Raw genomic sequence first — 12,325 nt, forward strand, 5'->3', positions numbered from 1 at the left:
GTTCAGCACAAAGTCTTTGCCAGCGCGTCCATGAACAGCCGCACCTTCGGCGGCACGAAGCGCGCGGACGGGTGGACGCCCCAGACCGCCAGCGGCTCCAGCGCCCCGTCGGACAGGCGGAGCGGGACCAGCGCGCCGCGCGCCACCTCCTCCCGCACGTCCCACTCCGACAGGACGGCGATGCCGAGCCCGGCGAGGCAGATGTCCCGCAACCCCTCGATGGAGTTGGCGGTGAAGCGCCCGCGCACCCGGATGCGCCGCTCCCGCCCGTCGCCCGTGAAGCTCCAGTGCGTGGTTCCGGAGAGGCACAGGCACTCGTGCTCCGCCAGATCCGCGACGGCGGCGGGCGTGCCGCGGGCCGCCAGATAGCCGGGCGTGGCGTGGAGCGCCCGCGGGTTGTCGGCCAGCCGCCGCGCGATCAGCGCGCTGTCCTTCAGATGCGCGATGCGGATGGCGAGGTCGATCCCCTGCCCCACGATGTCCACCACCGTGTCGGTCAGCAGCAGATCGACCGTGACCTGCGGGTTGTCCTTCAGGAAGTCCGCGACCACCGGCACCACCACCTTGCGCCCGAAGGCGGCGGAGGCGGTCAGGCGCAGCAGCCCCGACGCCCCGGCGTTGGACGGGCGGACGCTGGCCCGCGCCGCCGCCTCGTTCTCCAGCATCGCCTGTGCGAAGGGCAGCATCGCCTCCCCCTCCGGCGTCAGGGCGAGGGAGCGGGTCGTCCGCTGCATCAGCCGCGCGCCCATCGCCTCCTCCAGCGCAACCAGCCGCCGGGTCGCCATCAGCGGCGAGATGCCCAGCCGCCGCGCGGCCCCGGCAAGGCTGCCGGCCTGGGCGGCTTCCACCAGAACGGCGAGTCCGGCAAGGTCCATTGCTTCACAATCCGATGCACAGGCCGTTCATTCTGCGGGACTGATGCGGATTTTGAAAGCGCGATAGGGTCCGGTCCAAGATTTCCGCAAGCAGAATACCCCTCTCCCGGGGCGGGAGAGGGGATGTTGGAAAGGACCTCCCTGTCATGAGCATCACCGACACACACGCGCCCACCCAGCCCCTGCTCGGGCGCGGCCTGACCTTCGCCATGGCGACCGCCGCAGGGCTGGCCGTCGCGAACATCTACTACAACCAGCCCATGCTGGGCCTGATCGAGGGCGACCTGCCCGGCCCGCTGACCGGCGTGATCCCGACCGCCACGCAGTTGGGCTACGCCGCCGGCCTGCTCCTGCTGGTGCCGCTGGGCGATCTGGTGGAGCGGCGGCGGCTGATCGTCGGACAGTTCCTGCTGCTGGCCGCGGCCCTGGTCGCGACCGCGCTGGCGCAGGGTCCCGCGCTGCTCGTCGCCGCCTCGCTGCTGCTCGGTGTTTCGGCGACGGTGGCGCAGCAGATCGTTCCCTTCGCCGCGCATCTGGCCTCGCCACAGCGGCGGGGGGCGGCGGTGGGGACCGTCATGTCGGGGGTGCTGACCGGCATCCTGCTCAGCCGCACGCTGGCCGGCTTCGTCGGAACGCACGAGGGCTGGCGCGCCATGTTCTGGCTGGCCGTGCCGCTGGCGCTGGGAGCCGCCGCGCTGATGGCCGTCCTGCTGCCGCGCAGCCATCCCAGCGCCTCCCTGCGCTACCCGGCGCTGATGCGCTCGCTGGTCCATCTGTGGCGGGAGTTTCCGGCCCTGCGGCTGGCCGCCGTCACCCAGGGCCTGCTGTTCGCCGCCTTCACGGCCTTCTGGACGATCCTGGCGCTGCGTCTGGCGGAGCCGCGCTTCGGCCTGGGCGCCGACGCGGCGGGGCTGTTCGGCATCGTCGGCGCGGTCGGCATCCTGGCCGCCCCGGTCGCCGGACGAATCGCCGACCGGAGCGGGCCGCGCCGGGTGATCCTGCTGGGCACGCTGCTGACGCTCGCCTCCTGGCTGCTGTTCGGGCTGTGGACCTCGGTCGCCGGGCTGGTCGCCGGGGTGATCCTGCTCGACTTCGCGGTGCAGGCGGCCCTGGTGTCGAACCAGCACATCGTCTACGCCCTGCGCCCGGAGGCCCGCGCCCGGCTGAACACCCTCTTCATGGGCGGCATGTTCCTGGGCGGCGCGCTGGGGTCGAGCGCCGCGACGCTGGCCTGGAACGCCGGGGGCTGGAGCGCGGTGACGGGTCTGGGCATCGCCGTGGCCGGAGCCGCCGCCGCCCTGCAACTCGCCGCGCGGCGCCGGTAGGGTTTGCCGCGAAAGGTCCGAAGCGCGATTAGTTCGCCTAACGCACAAAAGGGCTTGCCAGGCATTTCGCATCTGGTATACGGTATCTCACATCCCATCGCGCTTCGGAAACGAAGTGCAGGACCAAAGGCGCGGACGTGTTTTTCAAGAAAACGCGGAAACGCCGGAAGGTCAGGGTCCGATACCGGAGCGAGTGCTTCCATGAACGCCACAGTCGATTTCGCACAGCTAGTCATGGCCGCAGGGGACGCCATCGTCGTGTCCAATGCGGAGGGCGCCATTACTCTGTGGAATCCGGCGGCCGAGCGGATGTTCGGCTTTTCGGAGGGCGAAGCGCTGGGGCAGTCGCTCGACATCATCATCCCGGAGCGCCAGCGCCAGCGCCACTGGGACGGCTATGCCAACACCATGCGCACGGGCCAGACGCGCTACGGCAGCGACGTGCTGCGCGTCCCGGCCCTGCACAAGGACGGGCATTCCCTGTCCATCGCCTTCACGGTCGCCCTGCTGACGTCGCCGGACGGCACGGTGACCGGAATCGTCGCCATCATCCGCGACGAAACCAGCCGCTGGGCCGAGGAGCGCAAGCTCCGCCGCCGCCTGTCGGAGCTGGAATCCGCCAGCCAGTAACCCATCCCGCCAGTTTGTCCGTGTTGTTCAGTGCTCAACAACGGCATCGCAATAAGTGAGAGGGAGTAAACGAGCCATGAGCAAGCCGCTCGAAGGGATCAAGATCATCGACTTCACCCACGTTCAGGCCGGCCCCGCCTGCACGCAGCTCCTCGCCTGGTACGGCGCGGACGTCATCAAGGTGGAGCGGCCGGGCGCCGGCGACGTCACCCGCAACCAGCTCCGCGACATTCCCGAAGCGGACGCGCTCTACTTCACGATGCTGAACAGCAACAAGCGCTCCCTGACGCTGGACACCAAGACCCAGGCCGGCAAGGAAGTCCTTGAGAAGCTGATCAAGGAATCCGACGTCCTCGTGGAGAACTTCGCTCCGGGCGCGCTCGACCGCATGGGCTTCAGTTGGGAGCGCATCAACGAGCTGAACCCGGGCATGATCGTCGCCTCCGTGAAGGGCTTCAGCGACGGCCACCATTACGAAGACCTGAAGGTCTACGAGAACGTCGCCCAGTGCGCCGGCGGTGCGGCTTCGACCACCGGCTTCTGGGACGGCCCGCCGACCGTCAGCGCCGCCGCTCTCGGCGACAGCAACACCGGCATGCACCTCGCCATCGGCATCCTGACCGCCCTGATGGGCCGTTCCAAGACCGGCAAGGGCCAGAAGGTCGCCGTGTCGATGCAGGACGCCGTCATCAACCTCTGCCGCGTCAAGCTGCGCGACCAGCAGCGTCTCGACCGCGTCGGCTACCTGGAAGAGTACCCGCAGTACCCGCACGGCGAGTTCTCGGACGTGGTTCCGCGCGGCGGCAACGCCGGCGGCGGCGGCCAGCCGGGCTGGGTCTTGAAGTGCAAGGGCGCGGAGACCGATCCGAACGCCTACATCTACTTCACCATCCAGGGCCACGCCTGGGCGCCGATCTGCAAGGCTGTCGGCAAGCCGGAGTGGATCGACGATCCGGCCTACAACACCGCCCAGGCGCGTCAGGACAAGATCTTCGACATCTTCGCCTACATCGAAGGCTGGCTGGCCGACAAGACGAAGTACGAGGCGGTCGACATCCTGCGCAAGTTCGACATCCCCTGCGCGCCGGTGCTGACCATGAAGGAAATCGCCGAGTGCCCGTCGCTCCGCAAGAGCGGCACCATCGTCGAGGTGGACCACAAGGCGCGCGGCAAGTACCTGACGGTCGGCAGCCCGATCAAGTTCTCCGACATGACCGTCGAAGTGACCGGGTCGCCGCTGCTGGGCGAGCATTCCGACGAGATCCTTGCCAGCCTCGGCTACAGCAAGGAGCAGATCGCCGATCTGCACGCCAGCAAGGTTGTCTGATCGCTTTCCGACAGTCTGAGACGGCACACCTCATGAAGACGGCGCCTCGAAAGGGGCGCCGTTCTTTTTTGTGTGCGTTCTGGATTCTTGGCGGACAACTGGGGCTTCACGGATTGCCTCCGAGAATCCCGGACCTACCTCAGCCACTCCCGCACTTCGCGGATGCGCTGGTTGCCCTCCGGCGTGCGGGCGTAGGCCTTTCCGTACTGGGTCTCGTACTCGCGCACATAGCCCTGGCGCAGCAGGCCGTCCAGCACCGGGCGGACGACCGCCGGCTTCAGGTTGGCGGCCCTGGTGATCGACAGGAACGAGGCCGGCAGAGCCGTCACCTCCGGCCCCGGCGTGGCGCGCAGGGTGTTGAGCGAGGTCCAGTCAACGGTGGTCGGTGAAATCATGGGCTCCCCTCGATGCGGCGCGCTGTTGACTCTCTGACGCTAAGACCTCAACTTCACTTGAGGTCAAGAGGTTCCGAACCCCAGGGGAGGCCCGGCGTTGGCGATTCTCGATCCCGCCCACATCGACAAGGACCTTACCGTGGGTGAGGTCGCGGAACGCTCCGGTGTGGCAGTGTCCACCATCCACTTCTACGAATCAAAGGGGCTGATCGCGAGCTGGCGCAGCAGCGGGAACCAGCGCCGCTTCCCCCGCGACGTGCTCCGGCGCATCGCCGTCATCAAGGTGGCGCAGCGTCTGGGCGTTCCCCTGGCCACCATCGCGGAGGCTCTGAAGACCCTGCCCGACGGCCGCGCGCCGACGGCGGAGGACTGGAAACGCCTGTCCGCCGCTTGGAAGGCGGACCTGGACGAGCGCATCGCCGTGCTCACCAGGCTGCGCGACGGGCTGGAGGGGTGCATCGGCTGCGGCTGCCTGTCGCTCAGCGAATGCCCGCTGCGCAACCCCTGGGACGAGCTGTCGGAGGACGGGGCCGGCCCGCGCCTGCTCGATCCACGCTGATTGCCGTGCTGGTTTGCCGCACCGCAGCATGACCTCCCCCTTCCGCCGCCCTCTCCGGCAACAAAAAGGCCGTGCTGTTTCCAGCACGGCCAGTATCCGAGAGGCTCGCATAAATGCGGAGCAACAACCCGCCCGATACAAAGGGTGATGAACCCTGTGTAAGAACAATGATGCCCGAGTCACCTGCGTGACGCAACAAGAGAATCGCCGCTTTCCACATTGCGGAAACAAAGTATTTGTCAAAAAAAGACCGCGCCGTTGCGGGCGCGGTCAGTTTCTTCAGGGCAGCACTACGTGACAGGAAGGAAAAACCGGGGTAACAGCCGCCTCGACCCAATCCGAAGGATTTGCGGATCGGGGCGGATCGCGCCTCCCGGCCGGCGCGAATTCGAATTCCGTAAGGGTTAAGTCAGAGGCTCAGGTGGGAAAACGCCCGCCGATCTCCGCCGTGACCGCCGCGGCGGTCCGCTTGACCATCTCGCCGAAGGCGACGAGGCGGGCATCGTCCAGGCGCCGGTTGGTGCTGGACAGGGACAGGGCGCCGATGACGCGGGCCTGCTCGTCGTAGATCGCCGCGGCGACGCAATGCAGGCCGCTCACCCGCTCCTCCTGGTCCACGGCGTAGCCGCGGTCGCGGGTCAGGGTCAGCTCCCGGTGCAGCGCCGGCAGCGACGACACGGTGGTCCGGGTGAACTGGCGCATGCCGCGCTGGGTCAGGATGCTCTGCACCCGCGTCTCCGGCATGCCGGCCAGCAGCGCCTTGCCCACGGCGGAGCAGTGCAGCAGGGTGCGGTCGGTGACGGGCAGCGCCGCCTGGGCGACACGCGGACCGCCGACGCGGTGCAGATAGATGGCCTCGCCGTTCTCCTCCACGGCCAGATTGACGACCTCGCTGGTCTCCTCCATCAGGCGGCGCATGCGCGGACGGGCGACGTCCAGCAGGCTGCGCGTCTTCAGGAAGCCGGTGCCGGTCATGTAGGCCTGCACGCCCACCGCCCAGCCGCGCTTGCTCTGGTCGAAGCGGACGTAGCGCTCCTCCTGCAAGGTGGTCAGCAGACGGTGCGCCGTGGACGGCGAGAGCTGCGCCGCCTCGGCCACCGCGGTCAGGCTCATCGGGCTGTCCGACTGGCCGAGGATGGTCATGATGCTCAGTGCCCGCGACAGCGACTGCACCAGATTGCCCTTCGCCGCACGGTCCACGGTGTCCGCGCGGCCTTCGGCCCGCGGGGCCGGGGGTGCCATCATCAGCGCTTGCGTCTTCATGGTCCCATCCCTCTCGATATCGGCTGGCGCTGTTTTCCGCGCCGTTCTTCATTCTCGGGTTTGGCGGCCCCCACCCCGTTGCAGGAACGGGGGCCGCCGGTTGCCTTATGCCGCCGGCTCGATCCGGGCCGCGGCGAACTTGAACTCGGGAATCTTCCCGTAGGGGTCCAGCTTCGGGTTGGTCAGCACGTTGGCCGCCGCCTCGGCGTAGCAGAAAGGCACGAACACCAGCCCGGACGGGACGTTGTAGTCCGACCGCGCCTTCAGCTCGATGGTGCCGCGCCGGGTGGTGACCTTCATGCGGTCGCCGCCCTTGGCGCCCATCCGCCGCAGGTCCGCCGGGCTCATGTAGGCCACCGCCTCCGGCTCCAGATCGTCCAGAACCTGGGCGCGCCGGGTCATCGATCCGGTGTGCCAGTGTTCGAGCTGGCGCCCGGTGGTCAGCACCATCGGGAACTCCGCGTCCGGCTCCTCCGCCGGCGGGATCACGTCGGCGGGGACCAGACGGCCACGTCCGGAGGCCGTGGGGAAGCCGTCGCCGAACACGATCTCCTGGCCCGGATCGTCCGCGGACAGGCTGGGGTAGGTGACCGAACGCTCCCGCTCCAGCCGTTCCCAGGTGATGTTGTCGAGCGACGGCATCGCCCCCTTCATCTCCCGGAACACGTCGCGCGGATGCTCGTAGTTCCAGTCCAGACCCAGGCCGCGCGCCATGGCGTTGACGATCCACAGATCCTGCCGCGCGTCGCCCGGAGGCGGCAGGGCCTGCCGGCCGAGCTGGACCTGACGGTTGGTGTTGGTCACCGTTCCGGTCTTCTCCGGCCAGGCCGAGGCGGGCAGAACCACGTCGGCGTATTTGGCCGTCTCGGTCAGGAACAGGTCCTGCACCACCAGATGGTCGAGCTTGGCGAGCGCGTCGCGGGCATGCTCCACATCCGGGTCGGACATGGCCGGGTTCTCGCCCATCACGTACATGCCGTGCAGCGAGCCGGCATGGATGGCGTCCATGATCTCCACGACCGTCAGGCCGCGCTTGGAGTCCAGCTTGGTGTCCCAGAAGGTCTCGTAGAAGGCGTGGACCTCCGGATCGTCCACCGGACGGTAGTCCGGGAACATCATCGGGATCAGGCCGGCGTCCGAGGCGCCCTGGACGTTGTTCTGGCCGCGCAGCGGGTGCAGGCCGGTGCCGGGGCGTCCGATCTGGCCGGTGACCAGCGACAGGGCGATCAGGCAGCGCACGTTGTCGGTGCCGTGGGTGTGCTGCGACACGCCCATGCCCCAGAAGATGATCGAGCCCTTGGAGGTGGCGTAGAGGCGCGCGACCTCGCGGAGCTGCTCCGCCGGGATGCCGCAGACCGATTCCATGGCCTCCGGGGTGAAGCTGGCGATGTGGGCGCGCAGCTCCTCGAAGTCCTGGGTGTGCTCCGCCACATACTGCGCGTCGTACAGCCCTTCGGTGATGATGACGTTCAGCATGGCGTTCAGCATGGGCACGTCGCGGCCCGGCTTGAACTGCAGCATATGGCTGGCGTGGCGCTTCAGCACCTGGCCGCGCGGGTCCATGATGACCAGCTTGGCGCCGCGCTTGGCCGCGTTCTTGAAGAAGGTCGCGGCGACGGGGTGGTTCTCGGTGGGGTTGGAGCCGATGACGACGATCACCTCGGCGTCCTTGGCCGCCATGAAGGGAGCCGTCACCGCGCCCGACCCGATGCCCTCGATCAGCGCCGCCACCGAGGAGGCGTGGCACAGACGGGTGCAATGGTCGACGTTGTTGGTGCCGAAGCCGACGCGCACCAGCTTCTGGAACAGATAGGCTTCCTCGTTGGAACCCTTGGCCGAGCCGAACCCGGCGAGCGCCGAGCCGCCCCGCTCGTCGCGGATCTTGCGCAGGCCGGCGGTGGCGACCTCCAGGGCCTCCTCCCAGCTCGCCTCGCGGAAGTGGGTCAGCGGGTTCAGCGGGTCGATGTCCACGTCGTGCTTGGACACGCCTTCCTTGCGGATCAGCGGCTTGGTCAGACGGTGCGGGTGGTGGATGTAATCGAAGCCGAAGCGGCCCTTCACGCACAGCCGGTTCTTGTTGGCGGGACCGTCGCGGCCCGTCACCGACAGAAGCTTCTCGTCCTTGATGTTGTAGGTGAGCTGGCAGCCGACGCCGCAATAGGGGCAGACGCTGTCCACCTGACGGTCCGGAGCGGCGGCGAAGACGCCGCTGTTCAGGTCCACCTGGGTCTTCGGCATCAGCGCGCCGGTCGGGCAGGCCTGGACGCACTCGCCGCAGGCGACGCAGGTGCTGTCGCCCATCGGGTCGGCGAAGTCGAAGACGATCGTCTCCTTGTGGCCGCGCAGCGCCATGCCGATCACGTCGTTGACCTGGACCTCGCGGCAGGCGCGGACGCACAGGTTGCACTGGATGCAGGCGTCGAGCTGCACCGCCATGGCCGGGTGGCTGAAGTCGGGCTTCGGCGCGTGCTCACGGGTGGGGAAGCGGCTGTCCGAGACCTCCAGACGGTCGGCCCAGCGCCAGAACTTGCTGTCCGGGTCGTGGGCCTCCTCCCGCTTCGGCTGGTCGGCGACCAGCATCTCGATGACCATCTTGCGGGCGAACTTGGCGTTCTCGCTGGCCGAGCGGACACGCATGCCCGGCGTCGGATGGCGCACGCAGGAGGCCGACATGGCGCGCTCGCCGTCGATCTCGACCATGCAGGCGCGGCAGTTGCCGTCCGCGCGGTAGCCCGGCTCGTCGGCGTAGCAGAGATGCGGGATCTCGGTGCCCAGGCGGTTGGCGACCTGCCAGATCGTCTCGCCGGGGTGGGCTTCGACGAGGTCGTCGTCGAGGTGGAACAGGATGCGGTCGCTCATATCACCGGACCTCCCCGCGCAGATCGTCGCGGAAATGCTTCAGCGCACTTTTCAGTGGGTTCATCGCGGCTTGACCCAGGCCGCAGATCGACGCCGTGCTCATCAGCCGGGCGAGTTCCGTCAGGAGCGGCTCGTCCCACACCGGCTGCTTGATGAGCGCCACCGCCTTCTCCGTTCCGACGCGGCAGGGCGTGCACTGGCCGCAGCTTTCGTCCTCGAAGAAGTCCAGCAGGTTGCGCACGACCTTGCGCATGTCGTCCTTGTCCGACAGCACGACCACCGCGGCGGAGCCGATGAAGCAGCCGTGCTGCTCCAGCGTGCCGAAGTCCAGCGGGATGTCGTCCATGCTGGCGGGCAGGATGCCGCCCGACGCGCCGCCGGGCAGATAGCCCTTGAGCGTGTGGCCGTCGGCCATGCCGCCGCAATACTCGTCGATCAGCTCGCGGATGGTGACGCCGGCGGGGGCCAGCTTCACGCCCGGCTCCTTCACATGGCCGGAGACGGAGTAGCTGCGCAGGCCCTTGCGGCCGTTGCGCCCGTGGCTGCCCCACCACTCCGCGCCCTTCTCAAGGATGTCCCTGATCCAGAACAGCGTCTCGACGTTGTTGATGAGGGTCGGACGGCCGAACAGGCCGACGACCGACGGGAAGGGCGGCTTGTGCCGCGGCAGGCCGCGCTTGCCCTCGATGCTCTCCAGCATCGCGGACTCCTCGCCGCAGATGTAGGCCCCGGCGCCGCGCCGCAGATGGATGCGGGTGTGCCCGGCGAGGCCCGCCTGCTCCACCCGGGCGATCTCAAGCTCCAGCGCTTCGCGGATGTGCGGGTACTCGTCGCGCAGGTAGATGTAGACGTCGGTCGCCTCGACCACCCAGGCGCCGATCAGCATCCCTTCCAGGAAGCGGTGCGGATCGTTCTCCAGATAGTAGCGGTCCTTGAAGGTGCCCGGCTCGCCCTCGTCCCCGTTCACCGCCATCAGGCGGGGGCCGGGCTCGTGGCGGACGAAGCGCCACTTGCGGCCGGTGGGGAAGCCGGCGCCGCCGAGGCCGCGCAGGTTGGCGCCTTCCAGCTTGCCGAGGATGTCGTCCACCGGGACGTTGCCGGCGAGGCAGTCGGACAGCAGGCGGTAACCGCCCTCCGCCTTGTACTGCTCCAGGCTGACATAGGTGGGGAGGTGGGGGTGGGTGTCGCCGTTCTTCACGGCGGTCACCACGCTGTCCACCGTGGCGTTCTCATGCAGGGAGTGGCCGATGGCGACCGCCGGGGCGTTGTGGCAGGCGCCCATGCAGGGGGCGCGCACCACCCGGACGTCCGGCCCCATGTCGGCGGCCTTCAGCTCGTCGAGCAGCTTCTCGCCGCCGGCCATGCAGCAGGACAGGCTGTCGCAGACCCGGACGGTCACGGGCGGAGGGGCTTCCTCCCCGTCCATCACGATGTCGAAGTGGGCGTAGAAGGACGCCACCTCGTACACCTCCACCAGGGCCAGCCGCATCTCGTGGGCCAGCGCCGCGAGATGGCGGGCGTGGAGCCCGTGATGGGTGTCCTGCAACAGGTGCAGATGCTCGATCAGCAGATCCCGCTGCCGGGACCGGTCACCGAGAAGCTCCTGCACTTCCGCCAGGGCCGCCGGATCGACCTGCCGGCCCTTCGGCTGGGGCCGGGTGTTCCGACGCCCCGAACCGGGATGGATGGCGCGCCTTTTGTTGTCGTCTTTGGCGACGATGGCCGTGTCCATGTCCGCCCTCCCCTCTCGTCTTCGGCTTGATTCTTCGTAACGTTGGGATGTCGTGCAGTCGTTTGGAACCGCCCCCCCGTTTTTTCCGAGGGGGCTTTATTCTTATAGTCAGGAAGGCGTTACGTCTTGGGTCCCTTGCGGACGGCGCTGGTGGGGTTGAGGCTGCCGATGTTGCCGCTCTCCGACCCGGCGTCGGGGTCGATGACGGCGTTGATCAGCGTCGGCTTGCCGCTGTCCATCGCCTCGCTGACCGCCCGGTACAGCTCGTCCGGCGTCGTCACGTTGACGCCCACCCCGCCGAAGGCTTCCATCATCCGGTCGTAGCGGGAGTCGGGCACGAACACCATCGGCGACGGGTCCGACCCGCCCGTCGGGTTCACGTCCGTCCCCTTGTAGATGCCGTTGTTGTTGAACACCACGATGCACACCGGCAGCTTGTACCGGCAGATCGTCTCCACCTCCATGCCCGAGAAGCCGAAGGCGCTGTCGCCCTCCACCGCCAGAACCGGCTTGCCCGACTCCACGGCAGCCGCCACCGCGAAGCCCATGCCGATGCCCATCACGCCCCAGGTCCCGACGTCCAGGCGCTTGCGCGGCTGGTGCATGTCGATGATCCCGCGCGCCAGGTCCAGCGTGTTCGCACCCTCGTTCACCAGCAGCGCGTCGGGCCGCTCCTGGATCACCCGGCGCAGCGCGCCCAGCGCCCCGTGGAAGTTCATCGGCGAGGCGTTGCTCATCAGCTTGGGCGCCATCTTGGCGATGTTCGCCTCCTTGCGCGCCGCCACGGCCCCCGTCCACTCCGACGGCGGCGGCGTCCAGCCCTTCGCCATGCCGGCGGTCAGAGCCGACACGCACGACCCGATGTCGCCGACCAGCGGCGCCACGATCGCCACGTTGCTGTCCATCTCGCGCGGCTCGATGTCGATCTGGATGAAGGTCTTCGACCCCGGCTCGCCCCAGGTCTTGCCCTTGCCGTGCGACAGCAGCCAGTTCAGACGCGCGCCGACCAGAAGCACCACGTCGGCGTCCTTCAGCACCATCGAGCGCGCCGCCCCCGCCGACTGCGGGTGGGTGTCGGGCAGCAGCCCCTTGGCCATGCTCATCGGCAGGAACGGGATGCCGCTCGTCTCCACCAGCTCGCGCACCGCCTCGTCGGCCTGCGCGTAGGCGGCGCCCTTGCCGAGGATGATCAGCGGCCGCTTGGCGCCCTTCAGCACCTCCAGCGCGCGCGCCACCGAGTCCGGCGAGGGGAGCTGCGCCGGGGCGGGATCGACCACCTGGACCAGCGAGCGGGCGCCCTCGGCGGCGTCGATCACCTGCGAGAACAGCTTGGCCGGCAGGTCGAGGTAGACGCCGCCCG

At 68.6% G+C, this 12,325-nt stretch carries 10 protein-coding genes; 4 read left to right on the forward strand and 6 right to left on the reverse strand.

What is annotated here, in order from left to right; translation table 11 throughout:
- Window positions 1-2: 2 nt before the first annotated feature.
- Complete coding sequence (locus tag DS843_RS28735; protein ID WP_149472244.1) at window positions 3-875, reverse strand: LysR family transcriptional regulator; 873 nt, start codon at window positions 873-875, stop codon at window positions 3-5.
- Between the two features lie 146 nt (window positions 876-1,021).
- Between DS843_RS28735 and DS843_RS28740 the strand changes: the two genes are divergently transcribed.
- The 3 genes from DS843_RS28740 to frc all read left to right on the forward strand — a co-directional run bounded on the left by DS843_RS28740 (window position 1,022) and on the right by frc (window position 4,157).
- Window positions 1,022-2,200 (forward strand): MFS transporter, encoded by a 1,179-nt coding sequence (locus DS843_RS28740; protein ID WP_149472245.1) that lies wholly within the window; start codon window positions 1,022-1,024, stop codon window positions 2,198-2,200.
- 201 nt (window positions 2,201-2,401) lie between these two features.
- Window positions 2,402-2,830 (forward strand): PAS domain-containing protein, encoded by a 429-nt coding sequence (locus DS843_RS28750; RefSeq protein ID WP_149472246.1) that lies wholly within the window; start codon window positions 2,402-2,404, stop codon window positions 2,828-2,830.
- 76 nt (window positions 2,831-2,906) lie between these two features.
- Window positions 2,907-4,157, forward strand: a complete 1,251-nt coding sequence (gene frc / locus DS843_RS28755) for a formyl-CoA transferase (protein ID WP_149472247.1) — start codon at window positions 2,907-2,909, stop codon at window positions 4,155-4,157.
- Between the two features lie 134 nt (window positions 4,158-4,291).
- Here the strand turns inward: frc and DS843_RS28760 are convergent, their stop codons facing one another.
- The gene (locus tag DS843_RS28760; RefSeq protein WP_149472248.1) at window positions 4,292-4,552 is read right to left on the reverse strand and encodes a hypothetical protein; all 261 of its coding nucleotides are present in this window, start codon (window positions 4,550-4,552) and stop codon (window positions 4,292-4,294) included.
- A gap of 97 nt (window positions 4,553-4,649) precedes the next feature.
- Between DS843_RS28760 and soxR the strand changes: the two genes are divergently transcribed.
- Window positions 4,650-5,111 carry a redox-sensitive transcriptional activator SoxR gene (soxR, locus tag DS843_RS28765; RefSeq protein WP_149472249.1) on the forward strand — a complete coding sequence of 154 codons (462 nt, stop codon included), beginning with the start codon at window positions 4,650-4,652 and terminating at the stop codon, window positions 5,109-5,111.
- A 417-nt stretch (window positions 5,112-5,528) separates the two neighbouring features.
- Here the strand turns inward: soxR and DS843_RS28770 are convergent, their stop codons facing one another.
- The 4 genes from DS843_RS28770 to oxc form a co-directional block, all read right to left on the reverse strand.
- Window positions 5,529-6,374, reverse strand: coding sequence for an IclR family transcriptional regulator (locus tag DS843_RS28770; RefSeq protein ID WP_149472250.1), 846 nt, complete (start codon window positions 6,372-6,374; stop codon window positions 5,529-5,531).
- A 105-nt stretch (window positions 6,375-6,479) separates the two neighbouring features.
- Window positions 6,480-9,233, reverse strand: coding sequence for a formate dehydrogenase subunit alpha (fdhF, locus tag DS843_RS28775; RefSeq protein ID WP_149472251.1), 2,754 nt, complete (start codon window positions 9,231-9,233; stop codon window positions 6,480-6,482).
- A gap of 1 nt (window position 9,234) precedes the next feature.
- On the reverse strand, window positions 9,235-10,965 hold the full coding sequence (locus DS843_RS28780) for an NAD(P)H-dependent oxidoreductase subunit E (RefSeq protein ID WP_149472252.1): 1,731 nt from the start codon (window positions 10,963-10,965) through the stop codon (window positions 9,235-9,237).
- A gap of 119 nt (window positions 10,966-11,084) precedes the next feature.
- On the reverse strand, window positions 11,085-12,325 hold a 1,241-nt coding region (gene oxc / locus DS843_RS28785), incomplete at its 5' end, for an oxalyl-CoA decarboxylase (RefSeq protein ID WP_149472253.1).

This window comes from Roseomonas genomospecies 6 (assembly GCF_008365375.1).
GTDB lineage: Bacteria > Pseudomonadota > Alphaproteobacteria > Azospirillales > Azospirillaceae > Azospirillum.